The organism is Roseibium aggregatum, assembly GCF_014692675.1.
Taxonomy (GTDB): Bacteria; Pseudomonadota; Alphaproteobacteria; order Rhizobiales; family Stappiaceae; genus Roseibium; species Roseibium aggregatum_C.
Genome location: NZ_JABFCZ010000018.1, coordinates 52,994 through 79,628 on the forward strand (window position 1 = coordinate 52,994; position 26,635 = coordinate 79,628).

At 62.1% G+C, this 26,635-nt stretch carries 25 protein-coding genes and 1 riboswitch; of the genes, 6 read left to right on the plus strand and 19 right to left on the minus strand.

Translation table 11 applies throughout. From position 1 onward, the window contains the following. Position 1: 1 nt before the first annotated feature. The 3 genes from HK439_RS16455 to HK439_RS16465 are packed head-to-tail and all read right to left on the minus strand — an operon-like array spanning position 2 to position 2,708. A complete protein-coding gene (locus tag HK439_RS16455) occupies positions 2-1,114 on the minus strand; it encodes a TRAP transporter substrate-binding protein (protein WP_190292624.1) in 1,113 nt (370 codons plus the stop codon). A gap of 1 nt (position 1,115) precedes the next feature. Beyond that, on the minus strand, positions 1,116-1,919 hold the full coding sequence (gene thiD / locus HK439_RS16460; RefSeq protein WP_190292625.1) for a bifunctional hydroxymethylpyrimidine kinase/phosphomethylpyrimidine kinase: 804 nt from the start codon (positions 1,917-1,919) through the stop codon (positions 1,116-1,118). Between the two features lie 27 nt (positions 1,920-1,946). After that, positions 1,947-2,708 (minus strand): hydroxyethylthiazole kinase, encoded by a 762-nt coding sequence (locus HK439_RS16465; protein ID WP_190292626.1) that lies wholly within the window; start codon positions 2,706-2,708, stop codon positions 1,947-1,949. Between the two features lie 71 nt (positions 2,709-2,779). Further along, positions 2,780-2,889, minus strand: a riboswitch (TPP riboswitch). A 124-nt stretch (positions 2,890-3,013) separates the two neighbouring features. Between HK439_RS16465 and HK439_RS16470 the strand changes: the two genes are divergently transcribed. Continuing rightward, positions 3,014-3,250, plus strand: a complete 237-nt coding sequence (locus HK439_RS16470) for an Lrp/AsnC ligand binding domain-containing protein (RefSeq protein WP_190292627.1) — start codon at positions 3,014-3,016, stop codon at positions 3,248-3,250. Between the two features lie 7 nt (positions 3,251-3,257). Here the strand turns inward: HK439_RS16470 and HK439_RS16475 are convergent, their stop codons facing one another. The 12 genes from HK439_RS16475 to HK439_RS16530 all read right to left on the minus strand — a co-directional run bounded on the left by HK439_RS16475 (position 3,258) and on the right by HK439_RS16530 (position 15,599). Further along, complete coding sequence (locus tag HK439_RS16475; protein ID WP_190292628.1) at positions 3,258-4,259, minus strand: DMT family transporter; 1,002 nt, start codon at positions 4,257-4,259, stop codon at positions 3,258-3,260. A 358-nt stretch (positions 4,260-4,617) separates the two neighbouring features. Further along, positions 4,618-6,921, minus strand: a complete 2,304-nt coding sequence (locus HK439_RS16480) for a xanthine dehydrogenase family protein molybdopterin-binding subunit (protein WP_190292629.1) — start codon at positions 6,919-6,921, stop codon at positions 4,618-4,620. A gap of 165 nt (positions 6,922-7,086) precedes the next feature. Continuing rightward, on the minus strand, positions 7,087-8,130 hold the full coding sequence (locus HK439_RS16485; protein WP_209011886.1) for a succinylglutamate desuccinylase/aspartoacylase family protein: 1,044 nt from the start codon (positions 8,128-8,130) through the stop codon (positions 7,087-7,089). Positions 8,131-8,133: 3 nt separating this feature from the next. After that, the gene (gene rimK, locus HK439_RS16490; protein WP_190292630.1) at positions 8,134-9,039 is read right to left on the minus strand and encodes a 30S ribosomal protein S6--L-glutamate ligase; all 906 of its coding nucleotides are present in this window, start codon (positions 9,037-9,039) and stop codon (positions 8,134-8,136) included. Between the two features lie 98 nt (positions 9,040-9,137). Beyond that, a complete protein-coding gene (locus HK439_RS16495) occupies positions 9,138-9,620 on the minus strand; it encodes an ATP-dependent zinc protease (RefSeq protein ID WP_190292631.1) in 483 nt (160 codons plus the stop codon). A 288-nt stretch (positions 9,621-9,908) separates the two neighbouring features. Next, on the minus strand, positions 9,909-10,493 hold the full coding sequence (locus tag HK439_RS16500) for a c-type cytochrome (RefSeq protein WP_190292632.1): 585 nt from the start codon (positions 10,491-10,493) through the stop codon (positions 9,909-9,911). Then, on the minus strand, positions 10,493-11,746 hold the full coding sequence (locus HK439_RS16505; protein ID WP_190292633.1) for a PQQ-dependent sugar dehydrogenase: 1,254 nt from the start codon (positions 11,744-11,746) through the stop codon (positions 10,493-10,495). The genes HK439_RS16500 and HK439_RS16505 overlap by 1 nt, the downstream gene beginning before the upstream one ends. 94 nt (positions 11,747-11,840) lie before the next feature. Further along, entirely contained in the window at positions 11,841-13,412 is a 1,572-nt protein-coding gene (locus tag HK439_RS16510) for a GMC family oxidoreductase (RefSeq protein ID WP_190292634.1), read from the minus strand. Positions 13,413-13,426: 14 nt separating this feature from the next. After that, a complete protein-coding gene (locus tag HK439_RS16515) occupies positions 13,427-13,951 on the minus strand; it encodes a twin-arginine translocation signal domain-containing protein (protein ID WP_190292635.1) in 525 nt (174 codons plus the stop codon). Between the two features lie 30 nt (positions 13,952-13,981). Next, a complete protein-coding gene (locus HK439_RS16520) occupies positions 13,982-14,377 on the minus strand; it encodes a VOC family protein (protein WP_190292636.1) in 396 nt (131 codons plus the stop codon). A 90-nt stretch (positions 14,378-14,467) separates the two neighbouring features. Then, entirely contained in the window at positions 14,468-14,758 is a 291-nt protein-coding gene (locus HK439_RS16525; protein WP_190292637.1) for a ribbon-helix-helix domain-containing protein, read from the minus strand. Between the two features lie 250 nt (positions 14,759-15,008). Continuing rightward, positions 15,009-15,599 (minus strand): VOC family protein, encoded by a 591-nt coding sequence (locus HK439_RS16530; protein WP_190292638.1) that lies wholly within the window; start codon positions 15,597-15,599, stop codon positions 15,009-15,011. A gap of 214 nt (positions 15,600-15,813) precedes the next feature. Here HK439_RS16530 and HK439_RS16535 point away from each other — a divergent pair, with 214 nt between their 5' ends. Then, positions 15,814-16,815 (plus strand): DMT family transporter, encoded by a 1,002-nt coding sequence (locus tag HK439_RS16535; RefSeq protein ID WP_190292639.1) that lies wholly within the window; start codon positions 15,814-15,816, stop codon positions 16,813-16,815. 22 nt (positions 16,816-16,837) lie between these two features. On the opposite strand, the gene HK439_RS16540 is transcribed toward HK439_RS16535, so the two are convergent. The 4 genes from HK439_RS16540 to ade form a co-directional block, all read right to left on the minus strand. Next, positions 16,838-17,266 (minus strand): nuclear transport factor 2 family protein, encoded by a 429-nt coding sequence (locus HK439_RS16540; RefSeq protein ID WP_190292640.1) that lies wholly within the window; start codon positions 17,264-17,266, stop codon positions 16,838-16,840. A 35-nt stretch (positions 17,267-17,301) separates the two neighbouring features. Further along, the gene (locus HK439_RS16545; protein ID WP_328804186.1) at positions 17,302-18,198 is read right to left on the minus strand and encodes a helix-turn-helix transcriptional regulator; all 897 of its coding nucleotides are present in this window, start codon (positions 18,196-18,198) and stop codon (positions 17,302-17,304) included. 67 nt (positions 18,199-18,265) lie between these two features. Beyond that, positions 18,266-19,927, minus strand: a complete 1,662-nt coding sequence (locus HK439_RS16550; protein WP_190292641.1) for a long-chain-fatty-acid--CoA ligase — start codon at positions 19,925-19,927, stop codon at positions 18,266-18,268. A 208-nt stretch (positions 19,928-20,135) separates the two neighbouring features. After that, a complete protein-coding gene (gene ade, locus HK439_RS16555) occupies positions 20,136-21,860 on the minus strand; it encodes an adenine deaminase (RefSeq protein ID WP_190292642.1) in 1,725 nt (574 codons plus the stop codon). Positions 21,861-22,229: 369 nt separating this feature from the next. On the opposite strand from ade, the gene HK439_RS16560 reads away from it, so the two are divergent. The 4 genes from HK439_RS16560 to HK439_RS16575 all read left to right on the plus strand — a co-directional run bounded on the left by HK439_RS16560 (position 22,230) and on the right by HK439_RS16575 (position 26,575). Beyond that, positions 22,230-23,504: an ROK family transcriptional regulator gene (locus tag HK439_RS16560; protein WP_190292643.1), complete on the plus strand. Its 1,275-nt coding sequence runs from the start codon at positions 22,230-22,232 to the stop codon at positions 23,502-23,504. A gap of 97 nt (positions 23,505-23,601) precedes the next feature. Beyond that, positions 23,602-24,618 (plus strand): sugar ABC transporter substrate-binding protein, encoded by a 1,017-nt coding sequence (locus tag HK439_RS16565; RefSeq protein WP_190292644.1) that lies wholly within the window; start codon positions 23,602-23,604, stop codon positions 24,616-24,618. Between the two features lie 101 nt (positions 24,619-24,719). Continuing rightward, a complete protein-coding gene (locus tag HK439_RS16570) occupies positions 24,720-25,802 on the plus strand; it encodes an ABC transporter permease (protein WP_190292645.1) in 1,083 nt (360 codons plus the stop codon). Then, positions 25,802-26,575, plus strand: a complete 774-nt coding sequence (locus HK439_RS16575) for an ATP-binding cassette domain-containing protein (RefSeq protein ID WP_190292646.1) — start codon at positions 25,802-25,804, stop codon at positions 26,573-26,575. The genes HK439_RS16570 and HK439_RS16575 overlap by 1 nt, the downstream gene beginning before the upstream one ends. The last annotated feature ends 60 nt before the right edge of the window (positions 26,576-26,635 follow it).

Genomic DNA, 26,635 nt, shown 5'->3' on the forward strand with positions numbered 1-26,635 from the left:
GTCAGGCTTCCTTGCCGTCCCGGGCACTCAGGAAACGGCGGGTTGCCACATTTGACCAGGGCGCAAGCTGCGCCCTTGCCGCCTTGAAGCTTTCGTAGATCTTCCCGCTAAGCGCATCCTTCGCGGCAAATTCGTCCAACACCTCCGCCGATGTGGTCCGCAGTGCATCGAGGACGTCGTCCGGATAGAACTTGACCGTCACGCCGTCCACTTCCTGCAGCGCGATCAGGTTGGCGGCATTTTTCCATTCGCTCTCGGCCAGCGCGCGGCCGTTTTCCGCCTTGCAGGCTTCCAGCACGATCGCCTGCAGGTCCTCCGGCAGGCCGTCGAACGCGGTCTTGCTCAAAAGCGCCTCGCCGGTGCCGTTCGGCTCGTGGAAACCGGGCGCGTAATAGTTCTTCGTCACCTTTTGAAAGCCCATGGCCCGGTCGCTCCAGGGACCCAGGAATTCGGTCGCATCGATGACGCCGCTCTGCAACGCCTGGAACAGTTCGCCCGGCGGCAGGCTGACCGGCGTGGCGCCGAGCCGGCGCATGACCTCGCCGCCGAGCCCGGGCATGCGGATCTTCAGGCCCTTCAGGTCTTCCAATGAATTGATGTCGCGCTTGAACCAGCCGCCCATCTGGACGCCCGTGTTGCCGGCCATGACCGGCTTGATGTTGAACGGCGCATAAAGCTCGTCCCAAAGCGCCTGGCCGCCGCCCTGCTCGATCCAGGTGATATGCTCCAGGGGCAGAAGCCCGAAGGGAATGGCGGTGAAGAACACTGCGGCGGGCAGCTTACCCTGCCAGAAGAACGAGGCCGTATGGCCCATGTGGGCCGTATTGGACGATACCGCGTCGAACACCTCGAGGGCGGGCACCAGTTCTCCGGCCGCATAAAGCCGGACGTGCAAGCGCCCGCCCGACATCAGCGTGATCCGGTCGCAGATCCTCTGGGCCGTGACACCCGGCCCCGGCAGGTTCTTCGGCCAGGAGGTGACCATCTTCCATTCGATGGTCGCCTTGTCTTCTGCGGCAAGGGCCGGAGCGGCCAGAACGGTGCCTGCAGCGGCGCCTGCCAAACCCAGCGCGGACCGGCGCGACAGGGCCTTGGTGTTTGCCTGTGTCGTCATCTTACGTCTCCCAGAACTCGAAGAAGTGGTGGACCGGACCATGACCGGCGCCGATTTGAAGGCTGTCGGCGGCGGCAATCGCATCGGTGATATAGATTTTTGCCAGCCTGACCGCCTCCACCAGGGGGGCGCCCTTCGCCAACCCCGCGGCAATTGCCGACGACAGGGTGCAGCCGGTGCCGTGGGTGTTGCGGGTCTCGTGGCGCGGCGCCCGCAGCCAGGTTTCGCCGTCATCGGTCAGCAACAGGTCAACGCTTTCCGCGCCGCTGCCATGGCCGCCTTTCAACAGCACGGCTTTCGCACCGAGCGCCTTCAGCCGTTCCGCCTGCCGGCTCATCTCCGCCTCGCCGTCGGCAACGGTACCATCCAGCATCCGGGCGGCCTCATGAAGGTTGGGCGTGATCAGGTCCGCTTTGGGAACAAGCACATCGATCAAAACGGCGACAGCCTCGTCGGCGACAAGCGGATCGCCTGAAGCCGCGACCATCACCGGATCGAACACCACCGGTCCCGTGTCATGGGCCTCAAGCCCTTCGGCGACGGCATGGATGACCGCCTGCTGCGACAGCATGCCGATCTTGGTCGCATTGACCTTCAGGTCCGAATAGACCGCATCCATCTGGGCGCGAATGAAATCCGGCGGCACATCGTGGATCGCCGTCACGCCAAGCGTGTTCTGCGCCGTCAGAGCGGTCAACACGCTCGCTCCATAGACGCCGTTTGCGGAAAAGCTTTTCAGATCGGCCTGGATACCGGCCCCGCCCCCGGAGTCGGAGCCTGCAATGGTCACCGCGATCGCGGTCATGGTTTTCTCCCGTGTTTTGTCAGTCTGTCAGACCCGTTTCAGCCTCTCGGCGATCCGGGTTTCGTCGATCAGATAGAGCGCGTCCAGCAGCTCCGGCACCAGGGTTCCCGGCCCCCTTGCCCGCGCCGCCGCCGCCTCTCCGGCGATATTGAAAACGGTGAGCGCACTGGCCGCAGCCTGAACCGGATCGTCGGATACGGCAAGAAAGGCTGCGATGACCGCCCCTCCCGCACAGCCGGTCGCCGTCACCCTGGCAAGCAACGGGTGACCGTTGGCAAGACGGATGGTTCCACCCGGTCCGGAAATCAGATCCTCCGCGCCGGTCACGGCCAGCGTCGCGGACGGTCCGGCGAGCGCTTCCAAAGGATCCTGTCCGGGAAAGAGAGCAGCCAGTTCGTCCCGGTTCGCCCGAAGCACGGTCGGAGACGAAGCCAGAAGCTCCTGCGCGTAGGAACAGCGCACGGGAGAGCGGTTGACGAAGACCGGATCCAGAACGAACGGCTTACCGGCCCCCTTTGCCGCCTCGATGGCCTTCGGGATCGCCGCCCGGCGGGTATCGTCAAGCGTTCCCAGATTGACCAGCAGCGCATCGGCGCCGGCGGCAAAGGTCGCGACTTCCTCCGGTGCGATCGTCATGGAGGGAATGGCGCCAAGGGCCAGAAGAACATTGGCGGTGAAATGCTGGGCGACCGCGTTGGTGATGCAGTGGACCCTGGGGGCTTTCCGACGCATCCGCCCAAGCAGATCCGCTGCAATGCCCGCATCGAAGTCCGGATGCAAAACAGTCATGAGGCATCCTCCGTAAAAAACGGACCGGATATCAAAAGATCGTGCGGTGATGACAGGGTGGCCGAAGCCTGCAGGACAGTCATCTCAAATCCCTCCGCCGGTCCAAACCGGATCAGGTTCAAGGAGTTGGCCGTTCGCCTCTCAGCCCGGTCCGACACGCCGGGCACCCCCATGAGATGTCTCGAGAGCTAACAACTCAGAACATGAATTGCAAGCGCCGGAAATGAGCCGCACGATTGACTGCGCCGGTCAGATGGGCCATGTCCAAGGCCAGAGAGATTTCGGGCCAACTCCTGGAGGGTTCCATGATTCCGTTTTTCGTGATGATCAAATGCAAGCTCGGCGAGACCTACAAGGTCGCCAATGCCATTGCGGATGCGGAAATCGCCAGCGAAATCTACTCCACCAGCGGCGACTACGATCTCCTCGTCAAGTTCTATGTCGAAGATGAGACGGACATCGGCCATTTCGTCAATGAAAAGGTCCACCCGGTCGACGGCATCCAGGACACGAAGACGATTATTACGTTCAAGGCTTTCTGAAGGCCGATCACGACTTCGACGGCGTCGATGCCCGGCGGGCCTTCGTCCGGTCGATGCCCAGCCGGTGTTCCCGGTAGATCACGAAGATCCCCGCGGCGATGACGATCGCCGCGCCGACTAGAACCTGCCACACCGGCACTTCCGCAAACAGGAAATATCCCAGGATCACCGCCCAGATCATGTTGGCGTAGTCGAACGGTGCGATCGTGGAGGCATCGGCAAAGCGATAGCTCTGGGTGAGCAGGATCTGGCCGACACCACCGGCAAGCCCGACCATCATCAGGATAAAGGCCGTGTCCCCGTCCGGCATGACCCAGGCCTGGTCCGGAAAGATGAACCCCAGCGGGATGGTCAGCAGCGCAAGCAGCGTCGCCGAACCTGAAAACCAGGTCACGATGGTCGTCGTTCGCTCGGTTTCGCATAGCCGGCGCACGAAGATCATCGCAAGAGCCGCAAAGACCGCGGCCAGGGCAGCGCAGACCGCCCCGATCATCTGGCCGCTGCCGACGTCGCCTTGCCCCATGTGCGGGGACAGGATGATCAGAATTCCGAAAAATCCGATGACAACTGCGCTCCAGCGGTAAAGCCTGACCGTCTCGTGCAGCACCAGCCAGGCGAGCACCACCACGAACAGCGGCGTGGCGAAGCCGATCGCCGTGGCATCGGGCAGCGGTAGCAGGGAGAAGCCGGTGAACGACAGGATCATGGCGGAGATACCAACCGAGGAACGCCCGAGGTGGCTGAGCGGACGGGACGTCTTGAGCGCGATGGCGAGCTCGCCGCGAAAGGCGACCATGATCAGCACCGGAAACATGCCGAAGAAATTGCGGGCAAAGACGATCTCGCCGACCGGCACGGTTTCCGCGGCGATCTTCAGCATCGCCATCATGATGGTGAACACCAGTGTCGAGGCGAGTTTCAGGGATATTCCGAGCACCGGAGCGGCGCGGGTCAGTCCGGAAGGAGCCGTCTGTACCGGCGATTTGGCGGAAGCGCCGGGGAGCGCCATGAATCACGTCCTACAGGGCCGGCGTTGAATGGAAAGGCAGAGCGGAACGTCGGGCCCGGACAGGCCGCTCTCGCATTTGGAAAGGCCGAAAACCTGCCCACGGGATGTGCCGTTCAGCGGTCTCATCACAGGAGCGGCAAGACAAAATCAGGCAGGCGGGAAGCGGCACAAAATAGTTACATGGGCAACAATAGGCCGGAATCGTTAAAACACAAGGGACGCGCCCCACCGATCACGACCGGATCCGGACACCGGCTTTCACACGGCAAATACCACGGCCACAAGTCGTCCCGTCATGGTCTCACCCGGTGGAGTACACCGGGTGAGAATGGAATGCTGCAAACGATGAAAGACGTGCTCAGCTCTTTGCGGCCTGGATCGCTTCCCAGATCCGCAGCGGTGTTGCAGGCATGTCGATATGCGCAACGCCGGCACCGTCGCGAAGCGCCATCTGCAGCGCATTCATGACCGATGCGCAGCCGCCGATGGTCCCGGCTTCGCCGGCGCCCTTGATCCCGAGCGCGTTGGTCGTCGACGGCACGTTCTTGGTCTGGAAATTGAAATAGGGCAGATCGGCCGCCCGGATCAGCTTGTAGTCCATGAGCGAGGCCGTCAGGAGCTGACCGTCCTCGTCATAGACCGTGTTTTCGCAAAGCGCCTGGCTGATGGCCTGGGCGGCACCGCCATGAACCTGGCCTTCCAGAAGGATCGGGTTCACCGTCACGCCGAAATCGTCGACGATGACATAGTTTTCGATCGTCACCTCGCCGGTTTCCGGATCGACTTCCAGCTCGGCGATATGGGTACCGTTCGGATAGGTCGCTTCCACCTGCTTGACCTCGTCCCGTCCGGTGAGCTTTTCCGACGCCTGGGCGGCGACCTCCGCCAGCGTGACCTGACGGTCGGTCCCGACGACCCGCACATTGCCGTCGACGAGCTCAAGGTCATCCGTGCCCGTTTCAAGCTGCTGTGCGGCCTGTTCCTTGATCTTCTGGACCAGGATCTTGGAGGCTTCGTTGACCGATGGCAGACCGAGCGGGATCGAGCGCGACCCGCCCGTACCGCCGCCCTTGCGCACGCGGTCGGTATCGCCCTGGATCACCTCGATATGCTCAAGGTCGAGACCGAGCTTCTCGGCGATCACCTGGCCGTAGGCCGTGGCATGGCCCTGACCGTTCGTCTGGGTGCCGATCAGGAGCGTGACCGTGCCGTTGTCGTTGAGTTCGACGGTCGCTTCCTCACCGCCCGGGAAGGCGCAGGCCTCGATGTAGCTGCACATGCCGATGCCGCGGTACTTGCCCGCAGCAGCGCTCTTTTCCTGGCGCGCCTTGAAGCCGTCCCAGTCGGCTTCCGCCATTGCCTTGTCCATGTGCCCGGCGAAGTCGCCGGTATCGTACAGGCGCCCGGTCGCGGTCGTGTAAGGCAGTTTTTCCTGCGGCACGAAGTTGCGGCGGCGGATTTCAGCCGATCCGAGACCGGTTTCAAGTCCGGCCTTTTCAATGAGCCGTTCGATCAGATAGGCGGCTTCCGGCCGGCCGGCGCCGCGGTAGGCATCGGTCGGCACCACGTTGGAATAGACCCCGGTCGCCGTCACGGCGAGCGCCGGCACATCGTAGAGGCCGGTGGACATGGAGGTTCCCACGTAAGGAATATAGGGGCCGAACTGGTGCAGATAGGCGCCCATGGAAGCAAGCACATCGATCTTGAGACCGAGGATCTTGTGGTCCGCGTCCATCGCCAGTTCCGCGGTGGTGATATTGTCCCGGCCATGGGCATCGGTGACGAAATGTTCCGTGCGTTCGCCGGTCCATTTCACCGGCTTGCCGAGCCGCTGCGCAGCAACAAGGCAAAGCGGATATTCGCGGTAGACGAAGATCTTGGTGCCGAAACCGCCGCCAACATCCGGCGTCACGACCCGCAGACGCGACGGATCGATGCCGAGGATACCCTCGCAGATCACGTCGCGGGTGCCATGGCCGCCCTGGGTGCCGGCGGTCAGCGTGTAGCGCTCCGTCTGCGCATCGTATTCGCCGATGCAGGCGCGCGCTTCCATGTAGTTGGAGACAAGCCGGTTGTTGACGATCCGGATCTTGGTGACATGGGCCGCCTTCTTAAAGGCGGCTGCGCATTTGTCCGCGTCGCCATGGCCGAGCGTGAAGGCCCTGTTGGTGCCGAACTCCGGCCAGACCAGCGGTGCCCCGTCGGCAAGCGCGTCCTCGATACCGACGACCACATCGAGCGGCTCGTAGTCGACCTCGATCAGTTCCGCGGCGGACTTTGCCGTGTTCACGCTGTCGGCCACGATGAAGGCGATCGCATCGCCCACATAGCGCACCTCGTCGCCGCACAGCACAGGCTGGGGCGGGCATTTGTGCATGGTCCCGTCGATCTGCTTCATCACCGCGCGGGTCGGCATGGTCTTCAGATCCTGGATGTCCTCAGCCGTCAGGATCAGCGACACCCCCGGAAACGCGCGGGCTTCATCGAGCCCGGACAGGGAAATCTTCGCATGCGCCATGGCAGACCGCAGCACATAGGCATGCTGGCAGCCTTCCGGTGCGAAATCGTCGGTGAAATGGCCGTGACCGGTGATCAGGGCTGCATCTTCCTTGCGCCGGACCGGCGCGCCGATACCGAACTTGGCTGGGACCATCTGGTTCATCTGGCTACGTCCTTGATAACGTGATGTGGGTCGCCCTGGGGAGGAGGTTCTCTGAAGAGAGGGGCGATTGTTTGGGCGGAGCTTAACGGCTCTGACCGTTCAGTTCCAGAGGGGCGAAGCAAAGGACTTTCAATCCCTTGGAACAAAATTTCCGAAGCCTGAAAATCATATGATTTCATCCTCGTCGAAGAGAGGATCGGCCATGTGTTGCGACGCAAGGCTGTCAACGGTTCCGGCCGGATCGCGATGTTTTCGGATCTCGGCGATGTGAAACAGGCCGTCACCTTCATAGATCGTCGGCAAGTTGGTGCGTCCGATGATCAGCCCGCCGTCCGGGGCGATGATTTCCTTTTCCACCTCGCCGAAGGGATCGGAGACGATCCCCAGAAGGTCGTCCCGTTCAACCACTTCGCCGACCGACTTGAAAGGCCGGAGCAGACCGCCGGCCGGCGCCCTGACCCAGGAACTTGACGACGTCCGGATCGAGACCGCCTTGGGCCTGGTCACGCCCTTGCCCGAAATCATGCCGAGCTTGCGCAGCACCCGCAAAATCCCCGAGACGCCTGCCCGGATTGCCATCTCGTCGAATCGAAGCCCCTCGCCCGCCTCGTAAATCAGAATATCGACATCCTTTTTATGAGCGGCTTCGCGCAAGGACCCTTCCCGAAGCTTCGACGTCAGGATGACCGGTGCCCCGAAGGCTTCGGCGAGTTCCATGGTTTCCTCCTTGGACGGCGAAACACGGATCTGCGGCAGGTTGGTGCGGTGGATGGCGGCCGAGTGCAGGTCAATGCCAAGATCGGCCCTGCACACGATCTCGGTCATGAACAGGTTTGCCAGCCGGCTGGCCATGGATCCCCGTTCGCTGCCGGGAAACGAGCGGTTGAGATCGCGCCTGTCCGGCAGATACCTGGAATGATTGTGAAACCCGAAAGCGTTCACGATCGGAATGACCAGCAAGGTGCCTTTGAGCGTATCCAGGTTCGGCGCGCGCAGAACCCTGCGGGCGATCTCCACGCCGATCACCTCGTCGCCGTGGATCGCGGCACTGACGAAAACCACGGGTCCCGGGCGCCGGCCATGGATGACATGCACCGACATCGTCACCGGCGTATGGTCGGACAGGACACTGACCGGCAGGTCGACGGTCTTGCGGGCGCCCGGAGCAACCTTGAAACTGCCGATCTCGAACGCTCTGCGATTGATCACGACCTAACCCTTGCCTTTGGTTTTCGTTTTGCCCGCCTTTGCATTTTTTATCAGGAATTCGATGATCTTTCCGGCGACGTCGATCCCGGTCGCGTTCTCCACGCCTTCCAGGCCAGGGGAGGAATTGACTTCCATCACCACCGGGCCGTGATTTGACCGCAGCATGTCCACGCCACAGACATTGAGCCCCATGGCCTTCGCGGCGCGAACCGCGATTGACCGCTCTTCGGGCGAAATCCGGACCCGCGCCGCAGTGCCGCCGCGGTGCAGATTGGAGCGGAACTCGCCTTCCGGTCCGCTTCGCTTCATGGCTGCCACCACCTTGCCGCCGACCACCAGCGCCCGGATGTCGGTACCGCCGGCCTCCTTGATGAACTCCTGCACCAGAATGTTCACATTGGCGCCGCGGAAAGCCTCGATCACCGACTTGGCGGAGCGTTCCGTATCCGCCAGAACGACACCGATGCCCTGGGTGCCCTCAAGGAGCTTGATGACCACCGGAGCACCGCCCGCCACCTTCAGGACCTCTTCCGTCATCTTCGGATCATGCGCAAAGGTCGTCACGGGCAGGCCGATACCGTCGCGCGCCAGAAGCTGCAGCGAGCGCAGCTTGTCGCGCGAGCGTCCGATAGCGACGGATTCGTTGAGCGGATAGACACCCATCATTTCGAACTGGCGCAGAATGGCCAGGCCGTAAAAGGTGATCGAGGCCCCGATGCGCGGAATGACCGCGTCGTAACCGGTCAGTTTTTCCCCGTTGTAATAGATCTCCGGCCGACGCGCGGCGATGTTCATGTAGCATCGCAATGTGTTGATGATGTCGAGCTGCAGCCCCCGCTCCTCGGCCGCCTCCTTGAGCCGCTTGTGCGAATAGAGATCCGCGTTCCGCGCCAGCATTGCGATTTTCATAAATAACCTCCAATCGGGATGGGATGCGGCCGGTCTGCCGGCCATCTGGCTGCCGCAACGCCTTTCGGGACGTCAGAATCCGAAGCGCTGGCGCGACATTACTTGTGCGGCCATGACCCGGGAATGACGGGATCCCCGGCCAGAAAGGACCGGCCAGGATCGACAAGGACGTTGCGGCCGCGGATTGCCGTTCGGCCCAGGATCATGTCGAACCCCATGTTCTCCCGGTTGGCCAGGGAGACTTCCACATGCCAGTGATGATGCCCGAGGATCAGCAAAGTCTCGATGACATGCCGCTGTTCGGGCACTCCGCTCGTGTTCTTGATGTCCCGCGCATCCGCGAGCGGAACCTCCACCTGCATATCGCGGTGATAGCGTGAACCGGGCAGACGAAAGCGCACCCAGCTCCTTCCGTCCCGATCGTAAATCTCCTGGTCCTCCGCATGCAAGGCCGACGTCCGCGCACCCGTATCGATCTTGGCCCGGATCAAGGGCAGATCGAGTTCCGGAAGGGCGACGAGTTCACGCCAGCCGATCACATCCGCAGGAGGTCCCGGCGTTTTAGGTTTCGCGGATTGCATGCACTTTGGTTCCGGTTCCCGTTGTCCCAGTCGGATCGAGCGCCTTTTCCTGCCAGGCTCTCGTGAGACCTGAATCATAAATACGGATTTATGATGCATGGAAAGCGGAAAAACACGTCGTCGACCTGCAAGACGGCAACCGCCACTCCCTCCTGTTCCAACATAGGTAAAAAAGATCCCCGGAACACGCACAAAACCTTCAGTTCCATGCATGCACCAGGGCAGGTTGGGCTGCGGGGAGTCCGTTAAATCCTGTGGATCAGGCCGCTAGGGTCAGGACCCTGGAAACTACTTCGCCTTTTCGATCTTCAGCTTGATCCCGGAGTACCATTCGGCAAGCGCGCGGATGTCGTCATCGCTGAGATCGGCAGCGATATCGGACATGATTTCATGGGTCCGCTTGCCGCCCCGGAACGCCTTGAGCTGGGTGTCGATATACATCACCGTCTCGCCGGCAAGATTGGGCGCATCCTCCATGGTCGCGATGCCTTCAGCGCCGTGACAGGGCACGCAGGTCTCCGGCGCTTGCGCATCCGTCTTGCCGGCCGGCAGGCTCGCCGACGCCTTCTGTTCAGAATACCAGGCCGCCACATCGGCGATCGTCTGATCGTCGAGCGACTTGGCGACGACGCTCATCATCTCGTGGGTGCGCGCGCCGGAGCGGAACGCCAGCAGTTGCCGGGCGATATAGGACGCCGGCTCGCCGCCGATATTCGGTGCGATCGGAATTTTGGCCAGCCCCTCGATCCCGTGACAGGTCCGGCACATATTCGCTTTCTTGCGGCCAGCCGCCGGGTCGCCCGCCGGCATTTCCGCAAATGCGCTCTGGGCGAGGAAAACCCCGCCCAGAGCCAGTATCACGCCACGCAGCATCAATTGCCCTCGTACCAGATCCGGTAGATGGCACCGGCCAGGTCGTCGGACACCAGGATCGATCCGTCACGCAGTTCGGCGACATCGACCGGACGGCCGAGATACTCGCCGTTCTCGTCGATCCAGCCTTCCGCGAACGGCTCGCTGGTCGCGGTTCCGTCATCGGCAACGTAGGTCACCATCACACGGGCGCCGACCGGGGTCGTCCGGTTCCACGAACCGTGCTGTGCGGAGAAGATGGCGCCCTGGTATTTGGCCGGGAACATCTTGCCCGTGTAGAACTTCATGCCGAGGTCGGCGGCATGGGCGACCTGCTCGACGGCCGGGAACACGATATCCGCCGGCGGCTCCTCGTTCTGATACTCGTTGGTGCGGGTATGACCGCCGCCGTACCACGGGAAACCGAAGTTCTGTCCGGCCGCGGTCGCATGGTTGATTTCACCCGGAGGGATGTCGTCGCCCATACCGTCGACCTGGTTGTCGGTGAACCAGACGTCGCCGGTCTTCGGATCGATATCCATGCCGACCGAATTGCGGATGCCGGTCGCAAAGACCTCGCGGCCCGTACCGTCGGTGTTCAGGCGGATGATGCCGCCGATGCCCCACTTCCTGTAGAGGTCCAGCTTTTCCGGTGCCGGCACGTTGAACGGCTGACCGAGGGTGATGTAGAGCTTGCCGTCCGGCCCGATATCGCAGACACGGGCGGTGTGGTTGTAGCTTTCTTCCTCCGGCGGGATCAGTTCGCCCTGCTTGACCACGTTGAAGGCGGCCACATCCGGGCTTTCATAAAAGAACTCGGCCGCCGGATAGACCAGGACCCGGTTCTGTTCGGCGATATAAAGGAACCCGTCCTTGGAGAAGCACGGCCCGTTCGGGATCGCGAACTTCAGCGACGGCGCGAAATCCTTCACCTCGTCGGCGACGCGGTCCTTGTTGCGGTCGGTGACCGACCAGACCTTGTCCTTGCGGGTTCCGACGAAGGTCACGATGCCCTGCGGTCCCACCGCCATGTGGCGTGCATCGGGCACGACCGCGTAAAGGCCGATCTTGAAACCGTCCGGCAGCTTGATCCGCTCAAGGTTCTTCTTGATGCCGTCGGCATAGTCGCCGGTCTGGTCGATGAAGGTGAATTCCGAAGTCCCTGTCGTCTGGAAATTCGACAGTTTCTCCAGATTTTCCGGCACCGGCGCCTGGGCGTGAGCCAGGACCGTTACCGCGAGCAGGCTCGCTGTTCCCAAAAGCAGTCTTTTCATTACTTCCTCCCAATGTAAGTCGCACTCGACGTGCTTGCGGGGCGGCCTTCGCGAAGACCACCCCAGTTTCAAGCAAATGCAATGCAGCCGGCTGCTAGAGATTGCCTTTGCTCATTTCCCCCGCGATGTGATCCGCCTGCCGGATGGCAAGGGCAACGATCGTCAGCGTGGGATTCTCCGCGGCACCCGTCGTGAACTGGCTGCCGTCAGAAACGAAAAGATTCGGAATGTCGTGCGTCTGCCCCCATTTGTTGACGACCCCGTCGCGGGCATTTGCAGACATCCGGTTGGTTCCAAGATTGTGCGTCGACGGATAAGGCGGCGTCGGGAACGTCCGGGTGGCTCCCACCGCGTCATAGATCGCCTGGCCTTGGCTGTAGGCATGGTTGCGCATGGCGATGTCGTTGGGGTGATCGTCGAAATGCACGTCGGGGACCGGAAGCCCGTGGCTGTCCTTCACGTCATGGTTCAGCGTGATCCGGTTTGTTTCCTGGGGCATGTCCTCGCCCACGATCCACATGCCGGCCATGTTTTCGTATGAATCGAGCGCGGTCGTGAACTCGCGGCCCCATGCACCCGGATCCAGGAAGGCCGCCATGAACGGCAGGCCCAGGGACAGGGTCTCGAACTCATAGCCGCCGACGAAACCGCGGGACGGATCGAACCGGGCCTCGTCCTGGATAATGCCGGCCATGGTCGTGCCGCGCCACATGCGCACCGGCTTGTCGAAAACCGCATAGACCGAACCGGTCGTGTGGCGCATGTAGTTGCGCCCGACCTGGCCGGAGGAATTGGCAAGGCCGTCCGGGAACATGTTCGACGCGGAATTCAGAAGCAGCCTCGGGCTTTCAATGGAATTTCCGGCCACGCAGACAAGCCGCGCCTTCTGCATCTGCTGATTGCCGTCCTTGTCGGCGTAGACGACGCCGGTCACCTTGCCGGATGCGTCATGCTCGATCTTCAGCACATGGCAGCGGTCGCGGACTTCCAGATTGCCGGTGGCTTCGCCGCGCGGAACGTCCGTATAGGCCGCCGACCACTTCGCCCCCCACTTGCAGCCCTGGAAACAGAAGCCGGTCTGCTGGCAGGAGATCCGGTCGTCGTAATCCTCGCTGTTGATCGCCATCCGGCCGGTATGGACTTCCTTGTAGCCCAGCGCCTTGGCACCGGCCTCGAAGACCTTGAAGTTATTGCTGCCGGGGAGCCCGGGACGCCCGCCGGTGCGGGTCACGCCGAGTTTGGTCTCGGCTTTTTCGTACCAGGGTTCCATTTCGGCGAGATCGATGGGCCAGTCGAGGAGGTTCGCGCCCTGAACGTCCCCGTATGTTGTTTTGGTCTTGAATTCGTGAGGCTGGAAGCGCAGCGATGCCCCTGCCCAGTGGATCGTCGTGCCGCCGACGGCCTTCACGATCCAGGCCGGCAGGCCGGAAAAGTCCTTCGCGACACGCCAGTCGCCGGAGGTCGTGCGCGGATCGGTCCAGGCAAGCTGACCGAAACTGTCCCACTCGTCGTTGATGTAGTCGTCGGGGAGATAACGCCCCCCCGCCTCAAGGGCGACGACCTTGACGCCTTTTTGCGCCAGTTCGTTGGAAAGAACGCCGCCGCCTGCGCCGGTGCCGATGACGACGACGACGCTGTCGTCGTTGAGATCAAATGATGCAGCCATGTTCGCGCCCTCCCTCAGATCCAGTCTATGTCGTTGAAGCCGCGGTCGATGTAGCCACCCTTGGAATAGCTCTCGCCCTCATAACCGAACAGCGGCCACACGGCCTTCTGGTTGTAGAGCCCGGTCACGAGGCCGCCGCGGATGGTCTGGAAGAACGGGCTGTCTTCCTGGGCGCGCAGAATATCCACCCGGTCGCGTTCCCAGCCGGTGGCGAGATAACCGGCATATCCCTTGCCGGCGGCGGCAGCATTGAGGGCCGCGATCCCCGCCTCGATCATCTGGGCCTGATCGGCGTTGTCGTAGCCCTTCACGGCGGCCGCATAGAACTGATCCGCCACATGGTCGTGGGGATAGATGTCCCGCGCCATCTGGATCAGCGCCGCCATGGTGTCCGGCTTGATGTATTCGACCTCCAAGGCCCAGGCCGCCGTCGGACCGGCAACAAATCCCGCCCCGATCACAAACGCCCCGCCGATTGCCGCGCTGCGGGCCAGCAGGTCCCTTCTCGTCATCTTGTGACGGTCCAGAGTTGCCTTCATTTTCTCCTCCCTCAGTCTCCGCGACGGCGCTTACCTGTAGCGGCCGTGCCGCTGCAGCACCTCGATCTGGTATCCGTCCGGGTCCTGGACGAAGAAGAAGCGCGCCAGCAGCGCACCATCACGGTCAAATTCCACGATCTTGCGGGGAGAAAGGCCCGCCGCTTCGAACCGGGCATGTTCGCTGTCGAGATCCTCGACGCAGAAGGCCACGTGACCGTAGCCATCGCCAAGGTCGTAAGGCTCCTCCCGTCCCTTGTTGACGGTCAGCTCGATCTCGAAATCAGCGGAAGAATTTTTCAGATAGACAAGGGTAAAGCTGTCGAAGTCGAGACGTTCGGAGACCTCCAGACCAAAGGCCTTCTTGTAGAAGTCAACAGAACGCACTTCATCGAGCACGCGAAACATCGCATGTATTACTTTAGCCAACTTCTCCTCCCAACAGACCGTCTTTGCGATCCTGATGGAAGGTTGCCCGAATATTTCAATGGGTGGGTAGTATCAAAGTACTACACGCAATTATTCTGCGGCGATTGTTTCGATCGGCGCCATGGTATGGCGGACACGCACGATACAGGCGCACCGCAAAAGCGACGTGAAGTTCCGCGCTTCCCCATGCAGTTCGAGCACTTCCGAATGCAGTTTTGAAACGAATGCGGGCGTACTCAACCCTTCGGCAGCGGCGATTTCGTCGACGATCTGCCAAAAGGACCGCTCCAGTCTGATGCTGGTGCTTTGTCCATTAAGCCTGAGACGGCGCGTTTCCGGTTCATAGTCAGCTGGGTCTTGCCCGGCAAAAATCTGACACACGTTCAGTCCTCCCCGGTATTTCTACGCCTTCAGCTTCCGCTGCATGCGGAAAAAACTCAAGAAAAATCAATGCAGGTGACTGTTAAAACCCTCCCAGAAGTCACTGAGAACACCCTTTTGTCTAGTTGTTTCAACATTTTGCAACCTGCTGAAAAACACATGTTCCTTCAGTGATAAAATCTCCATTCCAAAGTGACGCAATGGAGACGGCGAAAGACCTTCAAACCACTGTCTGCCGGATCTTTGACGGTCACGTGCTCCCGTAGGGATCTTTCGGCGAACGGTCATCCGACAGACTGCGCCGCGTGGTCCGCGTCAGGTTCTCGATCGCGTCCGCGAGATGGATCTCCGCGATATTATAGTCGCCGCGCGCAACCCGGATCTTGTGCGCCTCGATCATCACCTCGCCATAAGAAACGCCCGCCGGCGGTTCGAAGCGGTAGGACGCCAGCTCGATCAGGAAGCCGAGCGGATCCTCGAAATAGATGGAATCCATAAAGCCGCGGTCCTTCGGTCCGCTGTGGCGGATCCCGCGTTCGTCGAGGCGTTCGACCGTCTGCTGGAAGGTCGCCCGGGAGACGGATAGCGCCAGGTGATGCACGCATCCGATATCGGTCGACGTCCTTTTCGGATCCGGCTTGCGCTCCTCATTGGTGAAAATCGTGATCAGCCGGCCATCGCCCGGATCGAAATAGAGATGGCTCTCATTGGCATTGTCGAGGTTGGGCTGTTCGAACACGAAGGGCATGCCCAAAAGCCCCTCCCAGAAATCGATCGATGTCTGCCTGTCGGCTCCCACCAGCGTGATGTGATGAACGCCCTGGCTCTGGATTTTCCTCATGACACGCTCCCTTCCCGATAGCCTCGGTCTTCGTCCTGAATTCATTCCGGCCGACAGATGGTCGTTACAGACATTTCTGCGGCGATCCCAAACCCGCGCCTATATTCCAAGTCCCGGCCGCATTTGGCCAGCCCCCTTTCCGAATGGCGCAAAACGGTTATGATCGGCTCACCCCCTGCCCCCATGCGCCGCGTCAACAGCAAGGACACCGATAATGGACAAGGCGCCAGACAAAGCGCCGGCGGACAGTTCCGCTCCCGATTCCGCCAACAGACCGGAAGACAACAGGTCCCGGTTCCGCCTGCCGGTCTGGGACGATCTGCCCCCCAACACCATCGGCGCCTTGTGGATATTGCTGGCAGCCTTCCTGTTCACCATCATGGCGACCTTCATCAAGATGGCCGGAGAGAACATTTCGGTGTTCCAGATCCTGGCCATTCGCCAGCTTGTGATGGTCGTCATCGTCGCTCCGAAAATCCTCCGGGGCCTTCCGACCTCGCTTGCGACCCATCGCCCGGATCTGCAGATCGCACGCGTGATCTTTGCGACCATCGCCATGCTCTGCGGCTTTACCGCGATCATCAAGCTGCCGCTGGCGGACGCGACCGCGCTGGGCTTCTCGAAAACCTTCTTCATCACGATCTTCGCGATCTTCTTTCTGGGCGAACAGGTCGGCATCCACCGCTGGGGTGCGACCATTGTCGGCTTTATCGGCGTTCTCCTTATGCTCAGACCCGAAGGAACCGGTTTCGTCGACCCGTATGCCCTTCTTGCCATCATGGGCGCGGCCGGAGCCGGGATCGTGATGATCATCCTGCGCATCCTGACCCGGACGGATTCGCCGACCACCATCCTGACTTACCAGGCCCTGCTGGTCGGCTTGCTGATGATCGGCCCGGCGATCTACACATGGCACGCGCCGACGCTTGAACAGTGGGGCATCCTGATCCTGGTCGGCGTTGTCGCCTGGGGCTCCCAGATGTGCAACATCAAGGCCTTCCGGGCCGGTGAGGCCACGGCCATTGCCTCGCTCGACTACACCAGGCTGCTTTATGCCGCGATCATCGGCGTTGTTGTTTTCGGCAACTGGCCGAGCGTCGAAACGCTCGCAGGCGCCGCGATCATCATCGGCGCCTCGCTTTACACCGTCCGCCGCGAGGCGAAGCGCGGCCGCCAACTGGCTCGCGCCGCCGAAGGGCGCGGTTACAACAATTAAAGCATGTTCCGTTCAATTCGGGTCAGGACATATCCGCGATCGAATGCCACCAGATGCGCACTTCTTCGGCCCGGCCGTCAGGCGCGAAATCGGCTTTCAGCAAGCCGTCAAGCGTCAGTCGCGGCAGCGGGTCGCCGGGCTTGCGGTCCGGCAACCCCGTCCCCGTGGAAGCAGCCCAGATCCGGAACAATTCCTCCGAGGCGACCTGGTAGCTGACATGCCAATGCGCAATGCCGCCGCGTGGCGTCTCGGCAAGGACTTCGTAGCTCAGGGCAATATCGCGCTGCAACTCGATGCGGGCCCAATAGGCGGCCAGTTCCTCTGCTCCGGTCTGCACCTGGAAAGGCGTATTCCAGTAGCGTCCGCCGTCGACGAAGAGCGCGGCGAAACCCTGCTTGTCCTGACCTTCCCAGACCCGTTTGTATGCCGCCATGAAATCATGGATGCCCATGCCATCTCCAATGCTGATCGTTTCGCCAAGGCGCGTCAGTAGCCGTTGAAGTGGACCTTGCCGAGGTCGGAGATATCGTAGCCGCCAAGCTGTTCCGCCTTGTTCGCGAATGCCTCGCTCCGCGCAAAGGCAAGCAGTTTCTGGAAGGCCGGCTCGAAATACTCCCGTCTCAGGACGACGAGGTCGAACCGCTCGGTGCAGACCGGAACGAAATCCAGCCGGCTCTGGCGCGCGGCACTTTCAAGGCCGAACGCGACATCCGCATCGCCGCCGAAGACCGCCTGGGCCGCTTCCCGTTCGTCGCGGACCGTCGGCCCATCGACGATGGCGGCCTCCAGATTGTTACCGGCGGCCGCGACCAGCTTCTGCAAGAGGACATGGGTCCCCGCCGCCTGCTGGCGCCGGGCGAGGCGCTTGCCCGCAAGATCGGCAACCGTCTTGATCCGCGCCGGATTTCCCGACGGAACGATGAAACCCCTGTGGCGCTTGGCCCATTCGATCAGGACGACGGACTTGAAGGCGAACTGGCTTGAGACCGCCTCGATATTCCAGTCTTCGTCTTCCATGTCCGGAACATGGACGCCGGCCGCCACGCCTTCCTTGCGGGCGAGGCGCTCGATACCGTCCAGCGAACCGTCGAACAGGCTTGCAAGCCCGCAACCGGATTCGCGCAGGGCCCATTCGAGCAGCAGATCATGGCTGCCGAGAACGACAGCGGGGCGCTCGTGTCCCTCGTCCGCCGCATCGCCGGCCCGGTCGATCCAGGCAAGCACCGCGTCGCGCGGAAAGAGCAGCTTGCCCGTGGCCCGGCTGTGCGGCACCTCGCCGGCCGCCGCCAGGTCGTAAACCTTCCGTTCCTTGACCCGGATCAGGTCGGCCAGTTCACGGGTTGTCAGATAGGGCGGCAGGTCCTGCATCATTTTTTCGCTCACAGTGTTTTTTTAATCGGTAGCGAGAAGCCACGCAGAAAACAACCCATTGGCGACAGGCCGCTGCGGATCAGCCGACCTGTGCTGCCCGCTTTGCCAGTTCCTCTTCCACGAGTTCCTTCTTCGACAATTTGCCGACCATCGTTTTCGGCAGTTCGGTGCGGAATTCGTACTCCCGCGGAAGCTCGATCGCGGAGAGCTGATCCTTGAGGAAGGCCGCCAGCTCTTCTTCGGTCAGCTGATAGCCTTCCTTGAGCTTGACGAACGCCTTCGGCGACTGGCCCCGATAGGGATCGGGAATACCGATCACAATCACTTCCGCCACCGCTTCGTGCAGATAGATAGCCTCTTCCACGACCCGAGGGTAGACATTATAGCCGGAACACAGGATCAGGTCCTTGATCCGGTCGACCAGATAGATGAACCCGTCCGGATCGATATAGCCGACATCGCCGGTATGGAGAAAACCGTCCGCCTCGATGGTCTCCTCGGTGGCATCCGGCCGCTTCCAGTAGCCTTTCATGACCTGCGGCCCCTGAAGGCAAAGTTCGCCCTTTTCACCGTCGGGCAGAACCGTGTTGCGGTCCTCGATGCTGCAGAAACGCGCCTTCGTTCCCGGCACCAGCGTGCCGATGGATCCGGTCTTGCCCGTCCCGTCGAGCGGATTGACCGCCGCGACCGGCGAGGTTTCGGTGAGCCCGTAGCCTTCGACCAGGACGCATCGGGTCAGCGCCTCGAACTTCTGCTTGACCTCGACCGGCAACGGCGCCCCGCCGGAAATGCATACCCGGATACTGCTGAGGTCGTATTTCTGGGTCAGCGGCGAGTTGTTGATCGCGGTGTAGATCGTCGGCACACCCGGGAACAGGGTCACCTTCTTGCGGGTGATCACGTTCAACAGCGACTTCAGCTCGAACCTCGGCTGCAGCACCATTTCCGCCCCCAGGATGACGGACAGGTTCTGCGCGGCGGTCATGGCGAAGACATGGAAAAAGGGCAGGACGCAAAGCAGCTTTTCCTCGCCCTTCTTCGCCATCTGAAAGACGCAGTTCATCTGCTCGATATTGGCGGAAAGGTTGCGGTGGGTGAGCATCGCGCCCTTGGGGACCCCGGTGGTGCCGCCGGTATACTGCAGAACTGCGGTCGCCGTTTCCGGGTCGATCTCGACCGACTCTGGCCGGCCCACCCCCTTCGTCAGGTCCTCAAACCGGATATGTGTCGTGCCGTCCGGGATCCGCGCCACTTCCTTGCGCTTCAGCAGTTTGAAGGCGATGCTCTTGACCGTCGGCAGGCAGGACGACATGGAACAGACAATGATCTTGTCGAGCGCACCTTCCGCGCGCACGGCCTCGACCGTATCGAAGATCATCTTCAGGTCGAGCGTGACCATGATCCTCACATCCGCGTCCCGGGCCTGGAATTCAATCTCCCGCTTGACGTAGAGCGGATTGAAATTGACCACCGTGCCGCCGATTTTCAGAATCGCGAAATAGAAGATGGTGTAGTAGGGCGTGTTGGGAAGACACAGGCCGACGTGAACGCCAGGCTTCACCCCGATTGCCTGCAGACCGGCCGCGGTCTTGTCGACCAGCGCGCCCAGTTGCGCATAGCTCCACATACGGCCCAGGAAATCGATTGCCGGCCGGTCTCCGAATTGCCGAACCGTGTCCTCCAGATAGCCATGCACCGGACGAGGCGTAAACGCGCTCCTCCACTCCTCCACAGTCGTCATTACCTGCTCCAGATCATTCTTATTCTTACACCCGCGGGCCTGCGAAAGACATATGCGAACGACATCCGGACGGCCTCCTCCAGCCGTTTCCTCCGTGCCGTTCCTCCCTGTTACCAGCCAAGCGAACGCCGACTTGCAAGCCGTGTGTCTGAAATGGACACAACCTTCCGTGAACGTCAACTCGTGACCGAAGGTCAGCAGCGCGAATTCATGCCGGCTCAATAAGTTCGAACCGATCCACGTCGAACATCCCGAAATCGGTGATCTTGAGATGGGGAATGACAGGAAGCGGCAGGAAGGCGACCTGGAGGAACGGCTCCGGCAGGGTGCAGCCGAGATCCTTCGCCGCCTGGCGCAGGTCCTCCAGGGCATGGCGGACCGTCTCGAACGGCTCCAGGCTCATCAGTCCGGCAAGCGGCAGGGCCAGTTCGGCCCGGATACCGTCATCGTCGGCAACGACGAAACCGCCGTGGAGGGCGATGACCCGGTTGACCGCATGGGCCATCGCCACCTCGCTGGCGCCGACGACGCAGATATTGTGGCTGTCATGGCCGACGGATGACGCGATCGCGCCTGCCTTCATGCCGAACCCCTTGACGAAGCCCTTGCCGATATTGCCGGTCCCCTTGTGCCGCTCGACGACGGCGACTTTCAGCACATCCGCATCGAGATCGATCTGCGCCTGCCCGTTTTCGACCGGTAGCGCGTGCTTGAGATGTTCGGTGATGATCCGTCCCGGCACCACACCGATGACGTCGCCCTCACGGTTCGCGGCCCGGATCTCGAAAGACGTTGCCTGCACCTTATCCGCCTTGACGCTCGTCAACCCAACCGGGGCAACGATCTTCCGCCGGTCGTAGAGCTCGTCCGTCACCGGCCGTCCGCCGCTGACGACCGACGCCACCTGGCAATCCTCGAAATCGTCGAGCAGCACCAGATCCGCCCGCCTGCCCGGCGCAATCAGGCCGCGGTCCTTCAGCCCGAACGCATTGGCCGCCGACCAGCTCGCCGCCCGGTACGCATCGAGCGGCCGGATACCCTTGGCGATCAGCCGCCGGATCATGCTGTCGAGATGGCCTTCCTCGGCAATGTCGAGCGGATTGCGGTCATCGGTGCAAAGCGCGACGAACGCGGACACATCCGGCTGCAGGATCGGGTAAAGCGCTTCCAGGTCCTTGGAGACGGAACCTTCGCGGATCAGGATATTCATGCCCTTGGAAAGCTTTTCCAGCGCCTCTTCGGCGGTCGTCGCCTCATGGTCGGTGCGGATACCGGCCGCCAGATAGCCGTTGAGTGCGAGCCCGGACAGCAGCGGCGCATGGCCGTCGATATGCCCGTCCTGGAAGGCGGCGAGCTTGGCCAGCACCTTCGGATCGCGCGCCAGAACGCCGGGGAAATTCATGAATTCCGCAAGGCCGGTCACCTTGGGATGGTCCTTGAACGGCAGCAGGTCCTCGATTTCCAGGCAGGCCCCGGAGGTCTCGAAGGCGGTCGCGGGAACGCAGGAGGACAGGTTGACCCTGAGGTCCATCACCGTTTCCAGGGAGCTGTCCAGAAAATAGCGGATGCCTGCACTGCCAAGCACATTGGCGATCTCGTGCGGATCGCAGATCGCCGTCGTCACTCCGTGGGGCAGCACGCACCGGTCGAATTCGAACGGCGTGACCAGTGAGGATTCCACATGCAGATGGGTGTCGATGAACCCCGGCACCACGACCCGCCCGTCCGCATCGACCGTTCTGGCCGCCTCGTAGTTTCCGTAGGTCCCGACGATCCGGTCGCCGACGACGGCGATATCGCTTTCGGTGAGCGAGCCGTCCAGAACACTGAAGATCCGGGCATTTTTGATGACGAGATCGGCAGGCTCTTCGCCGGATCCCGCGGCGATCGCCCGTGCCAGAAAGTCGATTGGGTGATCCGTGCCGGCAGCCATGGGGGTCTCCAAAGAATCGGGAAGCCGCAGCTTCGTTTCACGCCAGTCTATCGGAGGACCCGCCGCGCCGACAACGCCGCTGCGCCCTTCGGACCGCTTTGAAGAAAAAGCCCTCAGCCGGTCCAAAACGTCGCCTTCGAGGCGATTCATCTGTCCGGACACTGGATTTCAGACGGCTTCGCCATAAAATCTTACGCAGCGAAAACAATATTTTACAATACCTTACCGCATTGCATTAAAAAGAAAATGCGACGGCATCACTTTTAAAATTGACAGAAAACAGCCGATTACAAATAATTAAATCAAGAATAATTAATAGCTCCGAACTGAAATTGGCCGCCGGCAGGCGGCGTCCGGGAGGAAAAGGCCTTGAACAAGCGCGATCAGAGCGGGCGCGGATCGAACTCCGCCCAACTGCGCCAGTACAACGAGCGCATCGTCCTGCTGATGCTTCGCCGCGCCGGCAGCGCGTCCAAGGCCGACCTCGCCCGTGCGACGAAACTGACCAATGCGGCGGTCGGCGGCATCATCCAGACCCTGATCGAGGACGGGCTGATCATTGAAAGCGGCAAGCGTCATGACGGCGGCCGCGGACAGCCGGCGACCCTCCTGAAACTCGCGCCGCGCGGCGCCTTCGGCTTCGGCGTGCGGATCGACCGCACCAACCTGGAAGTCGTCCTGCTCGATTTCGAGGGCAAGGTCATCGGCCGCCGCGCCCACGACATGATCCTGCCGCCGCCCGCCAAGACCCTGGAAATCATCCGCAGCGACCTCGACAACCTGAAATCCCTGCTGAGCGACGAGGAACAGGACCGCATCGCCGGGATCGGCGTCGCCCAGCCGTTCAACCTGGGTGCCTGGCTCCTCGAACTCGGCCTGCCGCCGGCAAGCTTTCGCGAGTGGGACGATTTCGACATCACCGAGGCATTGCAGGACGCCACCGACCTGCCAGTGTTCCACGAGAACGACGGCACGGCTGCGGCCGTGGCGGAACTCTTTTACGGCCATGGCCGCGAACACGACAACTTCCTCTACCTCTTTCTCGGCCCGGCGATCGGCGGAGGCCTGATCCTGTCCGGCGACGTCGTGCGCGGTGTCACCGGCAATGCGGGCGATGTGGCCATGATGCCGGTTCCGCCGAGCAGGTTGTCGACGGCGCCGGAGCCGAAGAAGCAATGGGACCTGCTTCTGACCCGCGCCTCCCTGGTGTCGCTTGCCCGTCACCTGTCGCCGGAGAATTTTGCGTCGCTCAGCCGCCTGGACCTGCAGGACGCCGCCGAGCGGGGCGATCCGGCGGTCACCGAATGGATGGCTGACTGCATCGACGCGCTCACGCCGTCGCTCGGCGCCGCCTATGCCCTCCTCGACATGCCGCTCGTCATCATCGACAGCGATCTCGACGGTGTCTTCGCCGAGCAGCTGACGAAAGGGCTGGCCGCGGCACTGGCGGAAGCCGCGCCGGAAGCCCGCAACACACCCGATCTGCTGTTCGGCAGCTTCCATCAGGATGCAGGCGCGATCGGCGCCGCCAGCCTGCCGATGTTTTTCAACTTTTCGCCGCGCGCGGCGATCCTGACCGGGAACCGGCCCGGAGGCTCCGCCGGCGCTGCCGTCCGGAATGAAGAGGCCGGCGCACCGGCCTGAGGGACACGGCCGAAAGATGCGGCCATAAGATACGGTTCGGGTCAGGACTGGCCAAATCCGAACCGTCCATTCAAGACACGGCCAGGGAGGAAACGAAATGATCCGTAAGCTACTCGCAACAGGCTCCGTCCTCGCGGTCATGGCGGCTGCACCCGCTGCGGCAGCAGACATCTCCGCCTGCCTGATCACCAAGACCGACACCAATCCCTTCTTCGTCAAGATGAAGGAAGGCGCCTCGGCCAAGGCCAAGGAACTCGGGATCGACCTGAAGACCTATGCCGGCAGGATCGACGGCGACCATGAAACCCAGGTCTCGGCCATCGAAACCTGCATCGCCGACGGTGCGAAGGGCATCCTGCTGACCGCATCCGACACCTCCTCGATTGTCTCCTCGGTTCAGCAGGCACGCGACGCCGGCCTTCTGGTGATCGCCCTCGATACGCCGCTCGATCCCATCGACGCTGCGGACGCCACCTTCGCCACCGACAACTTCAAGGCCGGTGAACTGATCGGCAAATGGGCCGCCGCCACGCTCGGCGCCGACGCCGCCGATGCCAAGATCGGCATGCTCGACCTGGCCGTCAGCCAGCCGACCGTGGGCGTGCTGCGCGACCAGGGTTTCCTGCAGGGATTCGGCATCGACCTCGGCGACCCGAACAAGTGGGGTGACGAAACCGATCCGCGCATCGTCGGCAACGACGTGACCGCCGGCAACGAGGAAGGCGGCCGCAAGGCCATGGAAAACCTGCTCGCCAAGGACCCGATGATCAACGTGGTCTACACCATCAACGAACCGGCCGCCGCCGGCGCCTATGAGGCGCTCAAGGCCATCGGCCGCGAAAACGACGTTCTGATCGTCTCCGTCGACGGCGGCTGCCCCGGCGTCGCCAACGTCAAGGACGGCGTGATCGGCGCCACCTCCCAGCAGTATCCGCTGCTGATGGCCTCCAAGGGTATCGAGGCGATTGCCGAATACGCCAAGAGCGGCGCCAAGCCGGAGCCGAGCCCGGGCAAGGACTTCTTCGACACCGGCGTCGCGCTCGTGACCGACAAGCCGGCCGAGGGCGTTCCGTCCATCGACACCGCCGAAGGCACCAAGCTCTGCTGGGGTTGATTGAACCCTCAAGCAGACGGCAAGCTCTCCTTGGGGGCGGTTCCGCCGCCCCCAAGCTCAGGAAGCCCGGAAAGGCTCCAAAATCCGTGGGAGGATAAGGGATGACTTCAAGCAACCAGACAGCCGCCAATCCGGCTTCCTATGAAGCCGCTGCCGCAGCGACCCCCCAGCAGGTGGCCGCCTTCGACGACCATCGTCACGGCCTGATGCACAAGGTTCAGCACGCCTTGCACATGACCCCGTCGCTGGTGCCGCTGATCGTGCTGCTTTTGTCCATGCTCGTCTTCGGCATCCTGCTCGGCTCGAAGTTCTTCTCGCCCTTCGCCCTGACCTTGATCCTGCAGCAGGTGCAGATCGTCGGCATTGTGGCCGCAGCCCAGAGCCTCGTGATCCTGACCGCCGGGATCGACCTGTCCGTCGGCGCGATCATGGTCCTGTCCTCGGTGGTCATGGGCCAGTTCGCTTTCCGCTACGGATTGCCCGTCCCGCTCGCAGTCTTTTCCGGTCTGCTCTGCGGCTCGATCTGCGGCTATATCAACGGCTGGCTCGTCGCCGCGATGAAACTGCCGCCGTTCATCGTCACGCTCGGCATGTGGCAGATCGTGCTGGCGACCAATTTCCTCTATTCCGCCAACGAGACCATTCGCGCCCAGGAGATTGCCGAACAGGCGCCCCTGCTCCATTTCTTCGGCAACAAGGTCAACATCGGCGGCGCGATCTTCACCTATGGCGTGATCTTCATGGTGCTTCTGGTCATCGTGCTGGCCTATTGCCTGCGCCATACCGCCTGGGGCCGCCATGTCTACGCCGTCGGCGATGATCCGGAGGCGGCCGCACTCTCCGGCGTTCAGGTGAAAAAGACCCTGATCTCCGTTTACGTGCTGTCCGGCCTGATCTGCGCCTTTGCCGGCTGGGCCCTGATCGGGCGCATCGGCTCCGTGTCGCCGACCTCCGGCCAGTTGTCGAATATCGAATCCATTACCGCGGTCGTGATCGGCGGCATCTCCCTCTTCGGCGGCCGCGGCTCGATCCTCGGAACCCTGTTCGGCGCCCTGATCGTCGGCGTCTTCACCCTTGGCCTGCGTCTGCTCGGTGCCGACGCGCAATGGACCTATCTGCTCATCGGCGTGCTGATCATCGCAGCCGTTGCCGTGGACCAGTGGATCAGAAAGGTGTCAGTCTGATGGAACCCCTTCTCAAAGGCCGCAATCTCGTCAAACGCTATGGCCGCGTAACTGCCCTGGATCATTGCGATTTCGATCTGATGCCGGGAGAGATCCTTGCCGTGATCGGCGACAATGGCGCCGGCAAGAGCACCCTGATCAAGGCAATTTCCGGCGCCGTCGTTCCCGATGAGGGCGAAATCCATCTGGACGGCAAGCGCATCCATTTCACCTCGCCGATCCAGGCCCGCGAGGCCGGCATCGAAACCGTGTACCAGACGCTTGCCATGTCGCCGGCGCTCTCAATCGCCGACAACATGTTCATGGGCCGCGAGATCCGCAAACCCGGGTTCCGAGGCAGGTGGCTGCGCCAGCTCGACCGCCGGAAGATGGAAGAGATGGCCCGTGAAAAGCTCTCCGAACTCGGCCTGATGACCATCCAGAACATCAACCAGGCGGTGGAAACCCTGTCCGGCGGCCAGCGCCAGGGCGTCGCCGTCGCGCGCGCCGCCGCGTTCGGCTCGAAGGTGGTCATCATGGACGAACCGACCGCAGCGCTCGGCGTCAAGGAAAGCCGCCGCGTGCTCGAACTGATCAAGGACGTGAAAGCACGCGGGCTCCCCATCATCCTCATAAGCCATAATATGCCCCACGTCTTTGAGGTGGCCGACCGCATCCATATTCACCGGCTCGGAAAACGGGCGGCTGTCATCAAGCCGCAGGATTTCTCCATGGCGGATGCGGTCGCCATCATGACCGGAGCCATGGATCCACCCGAAGGGCTTGCGGCCTAACAAGGCTGAAAGCCCCCTCCCGGCGGGCCGGCATCCTCAAACGAATGCCGGTCCGCAATT